General features: G+C 54.5%; 19 protein-coding genes. 3 read left to right on the forward strand and 16 right to left on the reverse strand.

The genetic code is table 11. The features are described from left to right. Window positions 1-127 precede the first annotated feature (127 nt). Window positions 128-1,585 (forward strand): membrane-bound lytic murein transglycosylase MltF, encoded by a 1,458-nt coding sequence (gene mltF, locus EBC_RS18695; RefSeq protein ID WP_013203417.1) that lies wholly within the window; start codon window positions 128-130, stop codon window positions 1,583-1,585. Between the two features lie 27 nt (window positions 1,586-1,612). Here mltF and tadA read toward each other — a convergent pair whose 3' ends face one another. Genes tadA through murQ form a run of 4 tightly spaced genes read right to left on the reverse strand, consistent with a single transcriptional unit; the run spans window position 1,613 to window position 5,072 of the window. Continuing rightward, entirely contained in the window at window positions 1,613-2,128 is a 516-nt protein-coding gene (gene tadA / locus EBC_RS18700) for a tRNA adenosine(34) deaminase TadA (protein WP_013203418.1), read from the reverse strand. A gap of 40 nt (window positions 2,129-2,168) precedes the next feature. Next, window positions 2,169-2,807: a phosphatidylglycerophosphatase C gene (gene yfhb / locus EBC_RS18705; RefSeq protein ID WP_041692099.1), complete on the reverse strand. Its 639-nt coding sequence runs from the start codon at window positions 2,805-2,807 to the stop codon at window positions 2,169-2,171. A 3-nt stretch (window positions 2,808-2,810) separates the two neighbouring features. Further along, window positions 2,811-4,169, reverse strand: a complete 1,359-nt coding sequence (locus EBC_RS18710) for a PTS transporter subunit EIIC (RefSeq protein WP_013203420.1) — start codon at window positions 4,167-4,169, stop codon at window positions 2,811-2,813. Window positions 4,170-4,172: 3 nt separating this feature from the next. Further along, window positions 4,173-5,072 carry an N-acetylmuramic acid 6-phosphate etherase gene (murQ, locus tag EBC_RS18715; RefSeq protein WP_013203421.1) on the reverse strand — a complete coding sequence of 300 codons (900 nt, stop codon included), beginning with the start codon at window positions 5,070-5,072 and terminating at the stop codon, window positions 4,173-4,175. 196 nt (window positions 5,073-5,268) lie between these two features. Between murQ and EBC_RS18720 the strand changes: the two genes are divergently transcribed. Next, entirely contained in the window at window positions 5,269-6,108 is an 840-nt protein-coding gene (locus EBC_RS18720; RefSeq protein WP_013203422.1) for a MurR/RpiR family transcriptional regulator, read from the forward strand. 57 nt (window positions 6,109-6,165) lie between these two features. Then, window positions 6,166-6,420, forward strand: coding sequence for a YfhL family 4Fe-4S dicluster ferredoxin (locus EBC_RS18725; protein ID WP_013203423.1), 255 nt, complete (start codon window positions 6,166-6,168; stop codon window positions 6,418-6,420). A 41-nt stretch (window positions 6,421-6,461) separates the two neighbouring features. Here the strand turns inward: EBC_RS18725 and acpS are convergent, their stop codons facing one another. The 12 genes from acpS to rpoE all read right to left on the reverse strand — a co-directional run bounded on the left by acpS (window position 6,462) and on the right by rpoE (window position 17,211). Further along, window positions 6,462-6,842 (reverse strand): holo-ACP synthase, encoded by a 381-nt coding sequence (gene acpS / locus EBC_RS18730; RefSeq protein WP_013203424.1) that lies wholly within the window; start codon window positions 6,840-6,842, stop codon window positions 6,462-6,464. Continuing rightward, window positions 6,842-7,573 carry a pyridoxine 5'-phosphate synthase gene (gene pdxJ / locus EBC_RS18735; RefSeq protein ID WP_013203425.1) on the reverse strand — a complete coding sequence of 244 codons (732 nt, stop codon included), beginning with the start codon at window positions 7,571-7,573 and terminating at the stop codon, window positions 6,842-6,844. Before pdxJ ends, acpS begins: the two co-directional genes overlap by 1 nt. Window positions 7,574-7,650: 77 nt before the next feature. Next, window positions 7,651-8,385, reverse strand: a complete 735-nt coding sequence (gene recO, locus EBC_RS18740; protein WP_013203426.1) for a DNA repair protein RecO — start codon at window positions 8,383-8,385, stop codon at window positions 7,651-7,653. Window positions 8,386-8,390: 5 nt separating this feature from the next. Then, entirely contained in the window at window positions 8,391-9,296 is a 906-nt protein-coding gene (era, locus tag EBC_RS18745; RefSeq protein ID WP_013203427.1) for a GTPase Era, read from the reverse strand. Continuing rightward, on the reverse strand, window positions 9,293-9,973 hold the full coding sequence (gene rnc, locus EBC_RS18750) for a ribonuclease III (RefSeq protein WP_013203428.1): 681 nt from the start codon (window positions 9,971-9,973) through the stop codon (window positions 9,293-9,295). Before rnc ends, era begins: the two co-directional genes overlap by 4 nt. Window positions 9,974-10,109: 136 nt before the next feature. Continuing rightward, a complete protein-coding gene (lepB, locus tag EBC_RS18755; RefSeq protein ID WP_013203429.1) occupies window positions 10,110-11,072 on the reverse strand; it encodes a signal peptidase I in 963 nt (320 codons plus the stop codon). Window positions 11,073-11,097: 25 nt separating this feature from the next. Next, a complete protein-coding gene (gene lepA, locus EBC_RS18760) occupies window positions 11,098-12,897 on the reverse strand; it encodes a translation elongation factor 4 (protein ID WP_013203430.1) in 1,800 nt (599 codons plus the stop codon). A gap of 286 nt (window positions 12,898-13,183) precedes the next feature. Next, window positions 13,184-14,329, reverse strand: coding sequence for an ABC transporter substrate-binding protein (locus EBC_RS18765; protein ID WP_013203431.1), 1,146 nt, complete (start codon window positions 14,327-14,329; stop codon window positions 13,184-13,186). Window positions 14,330-14,531: 202 nt separating this feature from the next. Continuing rightward, on the reverse strand, window positions 14,532-14,996 hold the full coding sequence (gene rseC / locus EBC_RS18770; protein WP_013203432.1) for a SoxR-reducing system protein RseC: 465 nt from the start codon (window positions 14,994-14,996) through the stop codon (window positions 14,532-14,534). After that, a complete protein-coding gene (gene rseB / locus EBC_RS18775) occupies window positions 14,993-15,949 on the reverse strand; it encodes a sigma-E factor regulatory protein RseB (RefSeq protein ID WP_013203433.1) in 957 nt (318 codons plus the stop codon). The genes rseC and rseB overlap by 4 nt, the downstream gene beginning before the upstream one ends. Continuing rightward, entirely contained in the window at window positions 15,949-16,605 is a 657-nt protein-coding gene (rseA, locus tag EBC_RS18780; protein ID WP_013203434.1) for an anti-sigma-E factor RseA, read from the reverse strand. Before rseA ends, rseB begins: the two co-directional genes overlap by 1 nt. 30 nt (window positions 16,606-16,635) lie before the next feature. Next, window positions 16,636-17,211: an RNA polymerase sigma factor RpoE gene (gene rpoE / locus EBC_RS18785; protein WP_013203435.1), complete on the reverse strand. Its 576-nt coding sequence runs from the start codon at window positions 17,209-17,211 to the stop codon at window positions 16,636-16,638. Between the last annotated feature and the right edge of the window lie 133 nt (window positions 17,212-17,344).

The raw sequence follows: 17,344 nt of genomic DNA on the forward strand, positions 1-17,344 counted from the left end.
CAATTCAGGTTGAATTCAGTTGCGCAGGGGCACCGAGTTGCGCAAAATGCCCCACGCTCAGGAACCATTATAGACATCAAATACTGCCGTTACAGACAGAACCTGAGAGCAATCGAGAGATAACCATTTGAAACGCCTGAAAATTAATTATCTTTTCATCGGCCTGGTTACCGTGCTGCTTGCGTTGGCACTGTGGCCATCGATCCCCTGGTACGGGGGTCAACAGGACCAGATAGAGCAGATAAAATCACGGGGAGTTTTGCGTGTGAGCACGTTAACTTCCCCGCTGACTTACTACACCATTAATAAAGCCCCAGCCGGAATGGACTATGAGCTGGCGAAACGCTTCGCTGATTATCTTGGCGTGAAGCTGCAGATCACCGTCCGGCAAAACCTCAGTGACCTGTTTGACGACCTGGAAGATGATAAAGCTGACGTGCTGGCCGCAGGCTTAATTTACAGCGGCGAACGTCAATCGCGCTTTCGTACTGGCCCCACTTATTACTCCGTATCCCAGCAACTGGTTTACCGGATGGGTAAGCCACGCCCAAAAAACCTCGGTGAGCTGCATGGCCGACTGACCGTCGCTTCCGACTCGGCCTACCTTTCCACCCTGCGCGGCATTAAGCAGAATCAGTATCCCGATCTGGATTGGGCGATTTCGACCGATCAGAGCCCGAACACCCTGCTGGAAGCGGTGGCCGATGGCAAACTGGATTACACGGTGGGGGATTCCGTGTCGATCGCCCTGCTCCAGCGCATCCATCCGCAGCTGGCGGTCGCCTTTGATATTACCGATGAAGAGCCGATTACCTGGTATATGCAGCGCGATCAGGACGACAGCCTGAATGCGGCGATGCTCGACTACTTTAATCAGATGGGTGAAGAAGGCGCGATGGCCCGTCTGGATGAGAAGTACCTCGGCCACGTGGGGACCTTCGATTATGTCGATACCCGCACCTTCCTGCGCGCCATTGATGGCACGCTGCCGGATATTCGCCCGCTGTTTGAAAAGTATGCCAGCGAGATCGATTGGCGTTTACTGGCGGCGATTTCCTATCAGGAGTCGCACTGGAATCCTCAGGCAACCTCCCCGACCGGCGTGCGCGGGATGATGATGCTGACCCGCAACACGGCTGAAAGTCTGAACGTCAGTGACCGCACCGATCCCGAGCAAAGCATCCGTGGCGGCAGTGAATATCTGGTGCGAATGATGGAAAAAGTGCCGCAAACCATCCCAGACGATGAGAAGATTTGGTTTGCTCTGGCGGCCTATAACATGGGTTATGCCCATATGCTGGATGCCCGTAAGCTAACGGAAAAACAGAAGGGAAATCCGGATAGCTGGGCAGATGTGAAGCTGCGTTTGCCGATGCTGAGCCAGAAACGCTATTACAGTCAGACCAACTATGGCTATGCCCGTGGTCAGGAAGCCTATAACTACGTGGAAAACATCCGGCTGTATCAGATAAGCCTGGTGGGCTATTTGCAGGATCAGGAGCGGAAGCTGGCACAGCAGGCGGCTTATGAAGCCGAGATGGGGGAAGGCTATCCGGCTGTGGCCCCTAAAATTGCGCTGAACTAACGGCATTCAGGGGCAACAGACCGCAACTCACTGGTCGTCTTCGGCAGCCTGCTCGCGTTGTTGCAGGCGCAGTGCCTTTTTTTCTGCGCGACGGTGACGGAAGAAATCACTCAGCATGCCCGCGCACTCTTCCGCCAGCATCCCCTCTTCCACCTTAACCTGATGGTTCATGCCTGCGTGGCCCAACACGTCGATCAGCGATCCTGCTGCGCCGGTTTTCTCATCCCTTGCGCCAAACACCAGCCTGCCGATCCGTCCATGCACCATCGCCCCGGCGCACATCACGCAAGGCTCCAGCGTGACGTACAGCGTGGTGTCCAGCAGCCGGTAGTTTTCCAGCACTTTCCCACCCTGACGCAGCGCCATAATCTCGGCATGCGCAGTGGGATCATGGTGGCCGATCGGGCGGTTCCAGCCTTCGCCAATCGCCTTATCGCCCTGTACCAACACCGCACCGACCGGCACTTCACCCTCTTCCCAGGCACGACGCGCCAGCATCAGAGCATGGCGCATCCAGAATTCATCGCTTACTTTGTCGCTCACCTGAGTCTCCAGCTAAAAAACGCGGCACAGTATACCTGTTTTACTCAAGCTGTTGCAGCTCGCCCTGCGGCGTGACGCGCCAGCGGTGCTGGCAGAAGAACAGCAGCGGGTTATCCTGCTTACTGTCGCTGTAGCCGCTGTACAGCTGCAACGGCGTGCCGATCTTCTCTTCCAGCCGGGCCACTTTTTCATGCCCCAGGCAGCGCATCGACAGCACCCGGCCACCGAAACCGCGGCTCATCTGGCTGGCGATCAGCTTTACCTTCGGCAGGAAAGCCGAGTCAAAATAGACCTGCTCCACCAGCCGTTGCGGTGAACCGGTGATTAACCAGACGTCCGCATCCGAGCTGTTCAGATAGTCCGTCAGCCGTTGCTGAACCACCGGGAAGGCCGTGACGCGCTGACGGAACCACTGCGCAAAGGCATTTTCCTTCGCCGTCAGGCTTTCCTCGCTATGGCCAAAGGTGATCGACCACAGCAGCAGGCTCATCGGCCAGCGTGCCGCCCGTCCCTTTATCAGTAAACCGGCGCCAATCACCGGCAGCAACGGCACCACCAATAGCAGGTTCAACGGCTGGCGCTTCAGTAAATAGCGCATAAAGGTGCCGAACATATCCTGCTGATGCAGCGTGCCGTCTAAATCAAAAAACACCACGCGTCGTTCCTGACCAGTTATCAAAAATTACTCCTCAGGGTCATTGAATCCCATAAACCAGGCAAAGAGAAAACCGCAGACTACCGCGGCAAGCCACCCTGCGAGATAGAGCATTACCTTACCAGAGATGATAGTGAGCGCCAGCGGCAGACCCGAAATACCAAAAGTAATCACCGTCGCCACCTTGGCATAGCTGATCACCGCGCCGCCGACCGCACCGCCCAGACAGGCGGCAATAAATGGCCGGCCTAAAGGCAGCGTGACGCCGAAGATCAACGGCTCGCCAATACCCAAAATCCCCACCGGAAGCGCCCCCTTCACCAGCTTTTTCAGTCGCGCATTGCGGGTTTTCAGCAATACCGCCAGTGAAGCGCCCACTTGCCCTACCCCGGCCATTGCCAGAATTGGCAGCAGCGCGTTGTAGCCATGCGCCTGAACCAGCTCGACATGAATCGGCACCATGCCCTGATGCAAACCGGTTAACACCAACGGCAGGAACGTGCCCGCCAGTAGCGCGCCGACCAGGATGCCACCGCGATCGATGGCCAGGGTTGCGCCGTGCGCAATCGCATCTGACATGATCCCGCCAAGCGGCTGTAATGCCATAATCGCCAGCGTTGCCGTGATAAGTGTAGTCAGAAGTGGGTTAAGGATCAGCTCCAGTGCTTCTGGCAGCCACTGCCGCAGCTTTTTTTCAATCCAGCACATCAGCACAACCACCAGCAGCACGGCAATGACCCCACCCCGGCCGGGTTGCAGATTTTCACCAAACAAACTGATTTGCGCCAGCGCCGGACTGGAAAGGATCCCCGCCATCACTCCGCCGAGGGCGATCGAACCGCCAAACACCCTGGCGGTATTGACCCCTACCAGAATGTTCATGATGGTGAAAATGGTGCTGCCGAAAATCGCCGCCAGACCTAACAAATTGGGATAATGAGTGGCAAAATCCCCGATGATATCCGGGCGTTTAACAATGTTGATGATGCCGGTTATCAAGCCGGAGGCGATGAATGCCGGAATAAGCGGGATAAAAACGTTGGCCAACTGGCGCAATGCGTCGCTCATCGGCGCTTTGTACTTTTGCTTCACCTGAGCTTTGGTCCGATCGATCGCCTGCGGTTGAGACGGCGCGGAAGCCATCAGACTGCGCATCGCCTCCACCACCTTGGCCGCGGCACCCGGCCCGACGATGAACTGATGCTGGCTTCCCTGCTTGACGTATCCCTTCACGCCGTCGAGCTGACGTAGTCGGGTTAGATCCAGACGCGCATCGTCATTCACTTCAATACGTACTCTTGTCATGCAGTTTTCCAGCCGGGTGATGTTCTCCTCCCCGCCGATCCCCTGCAACAGGTGGCCAGCCAGCGTCATCGCCTTATCCATCGCCTATCCCCTGTCCTGAAGCGCTGCGCGCAGGAACCCTTTATGCCTGGTTAACAAACTTTTGGCCTGGTCAGCCGCGAGGCCGCTCAGCACCATCAGAATGGCGGTTTTTACCTCGTACTGGGTTTGTTTCAGGGCCGTTTCCGCCTCTTCGGCTGAGCAGCCGGTGGCCTGACACACCATGCGACAGGCGCGATCCACCAGCTTGATGTTGGTCGCCTGCATGTCAACCATCAGGTTCTGGTAAACCTTGCCAATTCGCACCATCGCGCCGGTTGAAATCATGTTGAGCACCAGCTTCTGCGCGGTGCCCGATTTCAGACGCGTCGATCCGGTCAGGGCTTCCGGGCCCACCACCGGGGAAATGGCAATTTCGGCTTCATGGGCGATCGGTGACGCGGGATTGCAGGAGACCGCTGCGGTATGGCAGCCCAGCTGGCGGGCGTAACGCAGTGCGCCAATCACATATGGTGTGCGGCCGGAAGCGGCAATGCCGACCACCATATCTTGCGGCTTTAGCTCCAGCGCCTGCAGATCGCTGACGCCCAGCTGCGCATTATCTTCCGCACCTTCAACCGCTTTCAGCAACGCACCCGGGCCGCCGGCAATCAGTCCGACCACCACACCGTGCGGGACGCCAAAGGTTGGCGGGCATTCAGACGCATCCAACACGCCCAGACGCCCGCTGGTGCCGGCACCCAGATAAATCAGCCGGCCGCCCGCCGATAACGACGCCGCCGCAGCATCCACCGCTTTGGCCACGTCCGGTAAGGTCAGCCGCACCGCCTCGGCCACGGTGGCATCCTGTTGATTAAACTTTGTGACCATCTCAAGCGTGGACAGGTTGTCCAAATCCATCGTCTCTGGGTTACGCGTTTCTGAAACCAGTGCGCCAAGATCCATGTTTCCTCACTTATGAATTTTTAATTCTTAAAAATAGAGTAAATTTTGAATATTATATTCACTGCAAAACAGAAATTACCTAATTTTAATCATGGATTGTGATAAATGTGCCGATAAACTTACCGCTTATCGTACAGCAAGCTATTATCTGTCCATAGAATTCAAGCTGTTGGCATTTTTATTTAGAGGTAGACCGATGAGTTCCCTGCTGCGTATTCGCCAGCTGTATCCGTCCCTGGCCATGAACGAACGGCGTCTGGCCGATTTTCTGCTGTCGCAGCCGGATCGTGCACGTCATCTCAGCTCGCAGAAGCTGGCGGAGGAGTCGGGTGTCAGCCAGTCGAGCGTGGTGAAGTTTGCTCAAAAGCTCGGATATAAAGGTTTCCCCGCACTGAAGCTGGCGCTCAGCGAATCGCTGGCAGATAAAGATGCCATCACCGTGCACAACCTGATTCTCAGCGATGACCCGCTAAAACTGGTCGGCGAGAAGTTGCTGACGGAAAAGCAGTCGGCGATCCGCGCCACCCTTGATATCAACAGTGAAGAGATGCTGCTGGAGACGCTGCGGCTGATCCGCAGCGCCAACCGCATTGTGTTGGTAGGTATTGGGGCTTCCGGCCTGGTGGCGAAGGACTTCTCCTGGAAGCTGATGAAAATCGGCATTAACGCGGTGGCAGAACAGGATATGCATGCGCTGCTGGCCAGCGTGCAGGCGTTGAATCCCGGCGATCTGCTGTTAGCAATCTCTTATACCGGCGAACGGCGCGAGATTAACCTGGCCGCGCAGGAAGCGCAGCGGGCAGGCGCCAATGTGCTGGCCTTTACCGGCTTCACGCCGAATACCTTGCAACAGTGCGCGACGCATTGCCTGTATACGGTGGCGGAAGAACAAACCACCCGCAGCGCCGCCATCTCTTCAACCACCGCCCAGCTGACGCTGACCGACCTGCTGTTTATGGCGCTAGTACAGCGCGATCCCGAAAGAGCCTCCAGCCATATCCGCCATAGCGAAGCGCTGGTGAAAAAGCTGGTCTGATAACATCAGCGGCGTATAATACCCACGCACTTTATCCTGTTACTGATTGAGAGACTTATGGCGCTGCTTATCACAAAAAAATGCATTAACTGTGACATGTGCGAGCCGGAATGCCCCAATCAGGCCATTTCGATGGGTGACAGCATCTACCAGATTGATGCCGATCGCTGTACCGAGTGCGTGGGTCATTACGACACGCCAACCTGCCAGCAAGTTTGCCCAATCGTGAATACCATCATCACCGATCCCGCGCATCGTGAAAGCAATGAGCTGCTGTGGGAGAAATTTGTGGTGTTGCATCACGGGGGATAAAGGAAGCAGCCGGGCAAGCTGTGCTCAACCCGGGTTGTTGATCAGTTTTCAATAATGACCGTCGCGCAGGCGTAATGCCTTTCGTCAGCCAGCGTGACGTGGACATGCGCCACGCCCAGCTTTTTCGCCACTTCCTGCGCCTGCAGGAAGAAACGCAGTCCCGGCTTACCCAATTCGTCGTTGTACACTTCAAACTGGTTGAACGCCAGGCCACCACGGATCCCGGTGCCAAAGGCTTTTGCTGCCGCCTCTTTTACCGCAAAGCGCTTGGCCAGAAAACGCACCGGCTGCTGATGAGCCTGGTATTGCGCCCACTCATTGTCACTCAGCACGCGTTTTGCCAGCCGGTCGCCGGAACGGGAAATCACCCCTTCAATGCGTGCGATCTCCACGATATCGGTGCCGAGGCCCAGAATAGCCATTAGCGACGCGCTTCCCGCATCAGCGCTTTCATCTCTTTAACCGCGTCCGCCAGCCCACTCATCACAGCACGGCCGATGATCGCGTGGCCGATGTTCAGTTCATGCATCTGCGGCAGCGCGGCGATAGGCTGGACGTTGTGATAGGTCAGACCGTGACCCGCATTGACCTTCAGCCCTTTGCCTGCGGCATAGGCTGCAGCATCTTTGATGCGGATAAATTCTGCGTGACGCTCGCGCCCTTCTTCGGCTTCCGCATAGGCACCGGTATGAATTTCAATGTACGGCGCGCCGGATGCCATAGCGGCATCAATCTGGCGATGATCCGCATCGATAAACAGCGACACCAGGATCCCGGCTTCAGCGAGACGCGTCACCGCATAGGTGACTTTCTCCAGCTGTCCGGCTACGTCCAGACCGCCTTCGGTGGTCACTTCTTCACGCTTCTCGGGGACCAGGCAGCAGAAATGCGGTTTGATTTCGCAGGCGATATCCACCATTTCATCGGTGACGGCCATTTCAAGATTCATGCGGGTCTGGATGGTCTGACGCAGGATGCGCACATCGCGATCGGTAATGTGGCGACGATCCTCACGCAGATGCACGGTGATGCCATCGGCACCTGCCTGCTCGGAGACGAATGCTGCCTGCACCGGATCGGGATAGTTTGTGCCACGCGCATTACGCACGGTTGCAACGTGATCGATATTGACGCCTAACAACAACTCAGCCATGACAATCCTCGGAATTTTTGCAATGAGTGAAAGCAGTGTACAACGTTCGGCACGCTGACCGGAACGGCCTGATGGCTTTACTCTTCGTCCGGCAGCACGTCTGCGCGTTTTTTCGGCACAAACTGACGGAACAACTCCTGGCTTTTGAGTGGCTTTCCGCCGAGATAGGGCTTCAGTGCGATGCGGGTAAAGCGTTTCGCCGCCCGTAAGGTATCGATATCCGGGAATGACCGCTCTTCCAGCGCGCGCAGTTGACGACCGGTAAAGGTGTTATTGCCCATCACCAGGCTGGCGATAAAGCCTTTCTCCGCGCGATAGGTATAGGTCATTCCATCGGCCACTTCTTCCCCGCTGCCGGCGCAATGCATGAAGTCAACGCCATAGCCCAGGTGACCCAGCATGGCCAGCTCAAAGCGCCGGAGTGCCGGTTCGGGTGAGCCAGTGACCGCAGCCAGTGCCTGAAGACAATAGAGATAATCGAAGAAGAGTTCGGTAAACGCGGTTTCCTGCTCCAGTACCCGTGACAGCAGCTCGTTAACGTACAGGCCGCAGTAGAGCGTCAGACCAGAAAGAGGCAAAGCAAGGGAGATGGGCTCAGCGCCACGAAGCGTTTTAACTTCGCCGCGCCCGCCCCAACGGACCAGTAAGGGAGTGAAAGGTTGTAGTGCCCCTTTCAGGCTGGAACGTTTGCCTCGGGCGCCTTTGGCCAGCACCCGAATACGGCCGTAATTCTCAGAAAACAGGTCGAGCAGAAGGCTGGTTTCGCTATAGGGACGTCCATGCAGGACGAATGCGCGCTGCCAGCCTTCCATAGGGATCAAAGGTCGTCGGTGTAGCCCAGGCTACGAAGAGCACGCTCGTCATCCGCCCAGCCAGACTTCACTTTCACCCACAATTCAAGATGCACTTTTTGCTCGAACATCTCTTCCATGTCTTTACGCGCTTCGATACCAATGGTTTTGATCTTGGTGCCTTTGTTACCAATAACCATCTTTTTCTGGCCTTCACGCTCAACCAGAATCAGGCCATTGATGTCATAACCGCCGCGGGCGTTAGTCACAAACTGCTCAATCTCAACGGTCACCGAATACGGCAGCTCAGCACCGAGGAAACGCATCAGTTTTTCACGGATGATTTCTGATGCCATAAAGCGCTGCGAGCGGTCGGTAACGTAATCTTCCGGGAAGTGGTGAACCGCTTCCGGCAGACGCTTACGCACGATACTGGCGATGGTATCAACATTCTTGCCGCTTTCGGCAGAGATTGGCACCACGTCCATAAAGTCCATCTGCTGGCTGAGGAACTGCATATGGGGCAGCAGAATGCTCTTATCAGTGATGTTATCAACTTTGTTGATCGCCAGAAGAACCGGTACGCGGTTGTCTCTCAGCTTGTTGACCACCATCTCGTCATCCGCTGTCCAGCGGGTGCCTTCAACCACAAAAATCACCAGCTCAACATCGCCGATGGAGCTGCTGGCTGCACGGTTCATCAGACGGTTGATCGCCCGCTTCTCTTCCATATGCAGGCCGGGGGTATCCACATAGATGGCCTGGTAAGGCCCTTCAGTATGGATGCCCATAATACGGTGGCGCGTGGTCTGTGGCTTGCGCGAGGTGATCGAGATCTTCTGCCCCAGTAACTGGTTCAGTAAGGTGGATTTCCCGACGTTTGGACGGCCTACGATAGCAATAAAGCCGCAATGGGTAGTTTCTTCGTTCATTCAAGTCCTAGCTTAATCAGCGCCTGTTCGGCGGCTGCCTGCTCGGCTTTGCGACGGCTGGAGCCGGTTCCTACAACCGGTTCTGCCATGCCGCTCACCTGGCAGTGAATAGTAAATTCCTGGTCATGCGCTTCGCCACGCACCTGCACCACCAGATAGGAGGGCAGCGGCAGATGACGACCCTGCAGATATTCCTGCAGACGCGTTTTTGGATCTTTCTGTTTATCGCCTGGGCTGATTTGCTCCAGTCGGCTGGCATACCATTCGAGGATCAGCTTTTCAACGTTCTGAATATCGCTGTCCAGGAAGACGCCACCAATCAGCGCTTCGACGGTATCGGCAAGGATTGATTCACGACGGTATCCGCCGCTTTTCAGCTCGCCAGGCCCAAGACGCAGGCATTCGCCCAGGTCAAACTCACGGGCCATTTCTGCCAGCGTGTTACCGCGCACCAGCGTGGCGCGCATGCGGCTCATATCACCTTCATCCACACGGGGAAAACGTTGATAAAGCGCATTGGCAATCACGTAGCTGAGGATCGAGTCGCCCAGAAATTCCAGTCTTTCGTTATGTTTGCTGCTGGCACTGCGGTGAGTAAGCGCCTGCTGCAACAGTTCCTGATGAGTAAAAGTGTAGCCCAACTTCCGCTGGAGCCTGGTTATTACAATGGGGTTCATGTGTTACCAATATCTGAATGCGTCAATAATTCTGCACACGGAACAGGGCTGGCCAGGCCAACACGAAACTGTTTCGTGTGCAGTGGCTGCCCCGCAGGGCAACCACCCGTTTAACTGAACATGTCTACCGACAAACTCAGTGAATACCGCCAATGCGGCTCAGGCGAACGCCGGTTGGCCATTGCCCTTCCTGCTTGTCAAAGCTCATCCAGATGGCTGTCGCTTTGCCTACCAGATTCTTCTCCGGTACGAAGCCCCAATAACGGCTGTCTGCGCTGTTATCACGGTTGTCGCCCATCATAAAGTACATGCCCTGCGGCACGACCCAGCTTGACTGAGGCTGACCAGGCTGCTGATAGTACGAGCTGGCCTGACTTTGTGCCTGAGTGACCAGCAGAATGCGGTGCGTTACGTCACCCAGCGTTTCATTGCGGGTCGCCAGACGAAGGCCACCTTGCATTGATTCGCCCTGCGGTTTCTCGTAGAAGCCGTTGCCCACTTCATTACCGTCAAAGCCGCTGAAGGTCTGGATAAAATCACTTGGCTGTACATCGGAATAGGTCACCGGCACCGCTTTATCACAGCTCTGCTGGGCACAAGCGGGATTGATGGTGACGGTTTTGCTCTGCGGGTCATAAACCACGTGGTCACCCGGTAAGCCTACTACACGCTTGATGTAATCCATGCTCGGATCTTTCGGATATTTAAAGACCGCGATATCGCCGCGCTTAGGATGCCCGGTTGGGATCAGCGTGGTCTGGGTGATCGGATCTTTAATCCCATAAGCGAACTTCTCAACCAGGATGAAATCGCCGATCAACAGCGTTGGCATCATGGAACCGGACGGGATCTGGAAAGGCTCGTAAATAAACGAACGCACCACAAACACCAGCAACAGCACCGGGAAGACGGACGCTGCCGTTTCTACCCAACCTGGCTGTTTAGTGGCTTTATCCTGCTCCCCTGTGCTACCAGCAGCTGCGCTAGCTTCGGCCAACCTGGCCTTGCGGGCTGGCGCCCACTTGAATTTATCAATGCACCAGATTATCCCGGTGATCAAGGTCGCAATCGCCAAAATCAGGGCGAACATATTAGCCATTCCAGTTCCCTCGTAGCCTTAGGGCTTATTTACTTTCTTTACCAACATGGAGTATGGCAAGGAACGCTTCCTGTGGCAGCTCAACGTTACCAACCTGCTTCATACGTTTCTTACCGTCTTTCTGCTTCTGCAACAGCTTTTTCTTACGGCTGACGTCACCGCCGTAGCATTTCGCCAGGACGTTTTTACGCAGCTGCTTAACGGTAGAACGGGCAATGATATGGGTACCAATCGCTGCCTGAATCGCAATATCAAACTGCTGGCGAGGGATCAGCTCACGCATCTTCTCAACCAGATCGCGACCACGGTAAGGGGCGTTATCACGGTGAGTGATCAGCGCCAGCGCATCAACACGCTCAGAGTTAATCAGTACATCAACACGAACCATGTCAGACGTCTGGAAGCGCTTGAAGTTGTAATCCAGCGAGGCGTAACCGCGCGAGGTCGACTTCAGACGGTCGAAGAAGTCGAGAACCACTTCAGCCATCGGAATTTCATACGTCAGGGCAACCTGGTTTCCGTGATACACCATGTTGGTCTGCATGCCGCGCTTCTCGATACAGAGGGTGATAACGTTGCCGAGGAATTCCTGTGGCAACAGCATATGACACTCGGCAATCGGCTCACGCAGCTCTTCAATGTTGTTCAGCGGCGGCAGTTTACCCGGGCTGTCAACATAGACGGTTTCGCCTGAGGTGGTGATCACTTCATAAACCACGGTTGGTGCGGTGGTGATCAGCTCAAGGTCATATTCACGCTCAAGACGTTCCTGAATGATCTCCATGTGCAGCAGACCCAGGAAGCCACAGCGGAAGCCGAAGCCCAGCGCCGTGGAGCTTTCTGGCTCATAAAACAGCGAAGCATCGTTCAGGCTCAGTTTGCCCAGCGCATCACGGAAGGCTTCATAGTCGTCAGAGCTGATTGGGAACAGACCGGCATAAACCTGCGGCTTCACTTTCTTAAAGCCTGGCAGTGCTTTGTCTGCCGGGTTACGCGCCAGCGTCAGCGTATCGCCGACAGGTGCGCCAAGAATGTCTTTGATGGCACATACCAACCAGCCAACTTCACCGCAGTTCAGGGCATCACGATCCACGCGCTTCGGCGTGAAGATACCCAGACGGTCAGCGTTGTAGGTCTGGCCGGTGCTCATGACTTTGACTTTTTCGCCTTTGCGCAGCGTGCCGTTTTTCACACGGATCAACGACACAACGCCAAGGTAGTTATCAAACCATGAGTCGATAATCAGCGCCTGCAGTGGGCCATCCGGATCGCCTTCTGGCGGTGGGATGTCACGCACTAAACGCTCGAGCACGTCAGGTACGCCAACGCCGGTTTTTGCCGAGCAGCGCACCGCATCGGTGGCATCAATGCCGACGATGTCTTCAATTTCCTGGGCAACGCGATCCGGATCTGCCGCGGGCAGATCGATCTTATTCAGCACCGGTACTACTTCCAGATCCATTTCCATCGCGGTGTAGCAGTTTGCCAGCGTCTGAGCTTCAACGCCCTGACCGGCATCTACCACCAGCAATGCACCTTCACAGGCCGCCAGCGAGCGGGAGACTTCATAAGAGAAGTCTACGTGGCCTGGGGTGTCGATAAAATTGAGCTGGTAAGTTTCACCGTCCGGCGCATGGTACGCGAGGGTTACGCTTTGCGCCTTAATGGTAATACCGCGTTCACGTTCCAGATCCATGGAATCCAGAACCTGTGCGGCCATTTCACGTTCGGTCAGGCCACCGCAAATTTGAATCAAACGGTCGGAGAGCGTTGATTTGCCGTGGTCGATATGAGCGATGACAGAAAAGTTTCTTATATGCTTCATTTATATGAATATTTTCGCTTAAACGTTCGGTTTAATTCTCGCGGTGGACACAGCTATTAACACTTCATGCAATGTACCCGCCATCAATGAGCACGCATCTTACACTGTTAGCCCCTTGCACGAAAGAATTCACATACATAGCCGGACATCAAATTCGCAACCGGAGGTGTCATTTTATAAACAAAATCTCTCTGTAAAGCGCAATAGCGTAACAAAAATAGGCGCTTTGGACTGTCACGATCAATTAAGGCCGCATGGCGGCCTTTATTCAGATAATGAAAAGCGGTTATGGCGTTGCCGGTGGATTCTTTGCCGGCAAGGTCACCCAATAACCTGGCTGATACACCAGCGGCAGGAAGCGTTGATGGAATTCACGGAAGGTGGCATCGGGATCGATATCTGTGAACAAATCCGGGTGCAGCCATTTGGCCATCGCCTGAATCGCCACAAAGTTATAGGGGCTGTCATAGAACTGATGCCAGATAGCATGAACGTTGCCATTGCTGGCGACCGGTAAGGTTCTGAAGGCTGGACGTTCCATCAGCGCTTGCAGACGCTTAATCGCTTCCTTTTGGTCGGCGCCTGGCCCCACACCCACCCAGCCGTTGGCGGTGTTGTAGTTTTTCCAGTTAGCACCCGTCACAATCACCACATCCGGGTTTGAGCTGATGATTTGCTCTGGGTTGAGCATGCCAAAGGTGCCTGGGATCAGCCCTTTGGCGATATTCCGGCCGCCGGCAACCTCGACCATCCGACCAAAGTTTTCATCGCCAAAGGACATGCAGCACTCTTCCGTGTAGCCACCGGCGCGATCCAACATCACTGAAGGACGTTTACCCTGATAGTTTTTCAGACGTTCGGTGACGATCTCGACCTGCTGACGGCGGAAAGCGATGATTTCATCTGCTCTTTTCGGATTGCCGACCAGCTGGCCCATGATGTGAATGCTCTTCTCCGCATTTTCAAACGGCTTCTCACGGAAATCGATAAAGACTACCGGGATGCCCAGTTTGCTCAGCTTATCAATCAGCTGGCCTTCATCGGTTGCCGCTTTAGATTCGAGGTTCATCAACACCAGATCGGGCTTCAGCGTCAGCGCCTGTTCAATGTTGAAGGTGCCGTCTTTCGCCCCGCCAAAGGTGGGCAGATTACTGATCTGAGGGTATTTCTTTTCGTAATTCTGATAGCTGTCGAAATCCGCCTTCGGCAGATCGTCACGCCAGCCGACAACACGCTGGAAAGGTGCTTCGGTATCAAAAGCAGCCAGCAAAAAAATCTGCCGCCCTTCCCCGAGGATAATCCTTTTAACCGGCGATTTTATTTCGACTTTTCGACCACTGACATCTTCCACCACAAAAGACGCTGCCAGTGAAGAGACCGAAAATAACAGACAACCAACAAAGACACAGAACCTGGCCAAACGATGTTGCATGACTTACCCCAGAAAAAGTAATGATAATCATTATCATCAAAGAGTCAGCATGCTACGACGTTAGCAAATTGAAAACAACATGTGTCCGGGGATTTCGTAATGTTTCAGAGGGAGCGTAAGAAAAGTGAGATCGGCGTCACTTTATCGGCAAGATGAGAAGCAGAAAGGAGAAACCCGCCGTTAGCACGGCAGGTTGGCAAGCTTAGCGATCTGTCTCTACGCGCAGTGCATCAGGTGGTAGAGCAACGCTTAAGATAACAGGCTGGAATGAGGCCGATTTCCCCAAATACGTGGAGATGCCTTTCGCCAGGATGAAGCCACCAACCCCACCGAGCAACGCGCCAGATACTGCGGCAATATCGGTGTGAAACAATGCCTGAAACAGGCCAGCGACGATAAACAGTCCGACCAAAGGCGTCATATAGACCAGCAGCGCTGAACTGAGCAGGCTTTTTTCGGCAATCCCCAGCTCAATCCGCTGACCGGCAGCTAACGGCTCGGCGCTGGCGACTTTCATTACGTGCGCATTTTTCGGCCCAAGCTTATCCAGCATATGGCTGCCGCACCCCTTCCGCGCAGAACAGCTGCTGCAGGAGGTTTTGATTTCTGAATGCAGCGTAGCAATGCCGTTGTTCCAGGAGACCACAGTGGCCCATTCTCTCATCATGGTGTTGATCCTAAATTGACCGCATCTGCAATACGCTTGGCGGTTGACGGTGGCAGTTCGCCAACGACAGTTATTTCCGCATTATTACGCACTTCAGTCTGCACCGTACGACGCCCAGTGCGCATTAGCTGCGGAGAACTGTTTTTATCCGCTGCGCTGACGTTGATGGAGAAGCTGAACAAGCCATCTGAGTATAGACGCGACTCAACCGGTTTATTCATTGAGGGGATCTGTCGGCGACTCTGTGTCACTTCTTTCATGCCGGTAGGTAACCAGTCGGCTTTCCACTTTAATGCCACTTTCTCGCTGGGTGGCACGGACAACGCGGGAGGAAGCGTGGATTTTTCCAGCACCTTCATCACGTTCTTCACGCCATCGTCTACCGCAAAGCTAATCACGCGGTATTGCTCCAGCGTTTCGCCATCGCGGTCCAGCAAATCAACCCGCAAAGGCAGTTTGGTTTCGCTGTCCAGCCAGACTATATAGCTGTAACGGGTTCCATCACGCGCCACAATGCGGATCACTTCGCACAGTTGATCGGCGATACGGGTACGCCCAACCGCAACAAAATCATAGTTGTCGGCTAGCTTGCGGAAATCGGCATACACGAGGGACGGAAGTGAATCGACAATATGGTCGCCAGGCAGGGTAAAGGGCTCCAGGCCAGGTTCGAAATAGCTTATTTCGCTCCCACGCTGAATAATCTCACGGCGCGGGCCATCCATCTGCAGCAGCTGAGCGTAGACTTTGTTGCCCAGCATTGCATGACGATAGCGTAAGGATTCAATCCCTAACCGAGAAACGTTGATATAGGCGAATTCATAACTGAGAGACTGGCTGGCCTGCTCCATCTGTTGCAAGAGCGCCCCGGAGGTGGTTGATTCCGCCGGGGCGACACTGGAGTACATCAGGCTGCCAGCCATTAGGCTGACGGCACACCAAAGTTGCTTCATTACTGCTGCTGAATTCCTAACGACTGATTACCGGGAACCTGAACAGCGGCTTGCTGATCGGGTGCCTGCTCAAACTGGAGCTGGTCGGAATGCAAACGACGCTGCAATTCATAATCCTGCAGCATGGCATTCACGCGACGACGCGAGTCCTGCACCTGCTGGCTGGCATTGGTGTTGTTGGTCGCACTTTCAGAAGAAGGTACACCAAGGCTAACAGGTGACGCCTGCCCCATCATCGGCAGCGTGTTAAACACCGGCGAATCGGATTGTGGCTGACCATCCTGCGGCTGGTTGTAATGCTGAACACCAACAATCACGGCCAATGACACACACGCAGCAACCCCAATCTGAGTGATTTGGGCAGCCCATGGACGCACCTTGTGCCAGAACGGCATATTTTCATAGCGCTCTGGTTTGGGTTGCGCTTCCGGGATCAGCGTCGTGGTTTTGTTGACCGGCTCAAGTTCAATGGCGGCGGCAACGCGTGCGGCAATATCGAAATGCATAACCTGACCCACATCGCCACGCATAGTGTCGCGGATCAGGTGATAGCTTTCCCAATTTTTCTGCAGCGTAGCGTCTTTAGACAATGCGGATAAAACTTCATTATCTAAAGCCTCACCATCCATCAAAGCGGAAAGTTGTTCTTTCTGCATGCCTCAGTACCCTTCCTGTGTGCGCTATGACTAGCGTTGGATAAGCGGTTGAATTTTATTATCAATAGCTTCTCGCGCACGGAAAATACGGGAACGTACCGTACCGACCGGACAATCCATAATGGCGGCTATCTCTTCGTAGCTCAAACCATCCAACTCCCTGAGGGTGATCGCCATACGGAGATCTTCAGGCAGCGTCTCAATGGTGCGAAAAACTATCTGCTTCAATTCTTCAGACAACATTAAGTTCTCAGGGTTCGAAATTTCTTTCAGTGCTCCTGCACTTTCGAAGTTTTCGGCGTCTATTGCATCCACATCACTCGCCGGTGGACGACGCCCCTGAGCAACCAGGTAATTTTTGGCCGTATTGACGGCGATTCTGTAGAGCCAGGTATAAAACGCACTGTCGCCACGGAAAGATTCCAGCGCACGATAGGCTTTTATAAAGGATTCCTGCACTACGTCAGGCACATCTCCGGAGGGGACGTAACGGGAAACCAGACTCGCCACTTTGTGCTGGTAGCGAACCACCAGTAAGTTAAATGACTTCTGATCTCCTTTCTGTACTCGCTCAACGAGAACCTGATCCGTTAACTGCTCGCTCATCCGAGGTAATGTCTCCCCAAATCTTGTTCCACGCGTTCTTGAACTACCCGCAATAACTCATATTTTTCGAGCAAGCATCCGCTTTGAGTGATCATCATGAGTAAAGTTCCGTTGCGCCATTATATTTGTGATG

This window comes from Erwinia billingiae Eb661 (assembly GCF_000196615.1).
GTDB lineage: Bacteria > Pseudomonadota > Gammaproteobacteria > Enterobacterales > Enterobacteriaceae > Erwinia > Erwinia billingiae.

What these genes read in the sequence shown, in the direction of transcription:
- EBC_RS18710 (WP_013203420.1), bottom strand. Translation starts at nt 4,169, where the DNA reads ATGGATAAGGCGATGACGCTGGCTGGCCACCTGTTGCAGGGGATCGGC.
- murQ (WP_013203421.1), bottom strand. Translation starts at nt 5,072, where the DNA reads ATGGATCTTGGCGCACTGGTTTCAGAAACGCGTAACCCAGAGACGATG.
- EBC_RS18720 (WP_013203422.1), top strand. Translation starts at nt 5,269, where the DNA reads ATGAGTTCCCTGCTGCGTATTCGCCAGCTGTATCCGTCCCTGGCCATG.
- EBC_RS18725 (WP_013203423.1), top strand. Translation starts at nt 6,166, where the DNA reads ATGGCGCTGCTTATCACAAAAAAATGCATTAACTGTGACATGTGCGAG.
- acpS (WP_013203424.1), bottom strand. Translation starts at nt 6,842, where the DNA reads ATGGCTATTCTGGGCCTCGGCACCGATATCGTGGAGATCGCACGCATT.
- pdxJ (WP_013203425.1), bottom strand. Translation starts at nt 7,573, where the DNA reads ATGGCTGAGTTGTTGTTAGGCGTCAATATCGATCACGTTGCAACCGTG.
- recO (WP_013203426.1), bottom strand. Translation starts at nt 8,385, where the DNA reads ATGGAAGGCTGGCAGCGCGCATTCGTCCTGCATGGACGTCCCTATAGC.
- era (WP_013203427.1), bottom strand. Translation starts at nt 9,296, where the DNA reads ATGAACGAAGAAACTACCCATTGCGGCTTTATTGCTATCGTAGGCCGT.
- rnc (WP_013203428.1), bottom strand. Translation starts at nt 9,973, where the DNA reads ATGAACCCCATTGTAATAACCAGGCTCCAGCGGAAGTTGGGCTACACT.
- lepB (WP_013203429.1), bottom strand. Translation starts at nt 11,072, where the DNA reads ATGGCTAATATGTTCGCCCTGATTTTGGCGATTGCGACCTTGATCACC.
- lepA (WP_013203430.1), bottom strand. Translation starts at nt 12,897, where the DNA reads ATGAAGCATATAAGAAACTTTTCTGTCATCGCTCATATCGACCACGGC.
- EBC_RS18765 (WP_013203431.1), bottom strand. Translation starts at nt 14,329, where the DNA reads ATGCAACATCGTTTGGCCAGGTTCTGTGTCTTTGTTGGTTGTCTGTTA.
- rseC (WP_013203432.1), bottom strand. Translation starts at nt 14,996, where the DNA reads ATGATGAGAGAATGGGCCACTGTGGTCTCCTGGAACAACGGCATTGCT.
- rseB (WP_013203433.1), bottom strand. Translation starts at nt 15,949, where the DNA reads ATGAAGCAACTTTGGTGTGCCGTCAGCCTAATGGCTGGCAGCCTGATG.
- rseA (WP_013203434.1), bottom strand. Translation starts at nt 16,605, where the DNA reads ATGCAGAAAGAACAACTTTCCGCTTTGATGGATGGTGAGGCTTTAGAT.
- rpoE (WP_013203435.1), bottom strand. Translation starts at nt 17,211, where the DNA reads ATGAGCGAGCAGTTAACGGATCAGGTTCTCGTTGAGCGAGTACAGAAA.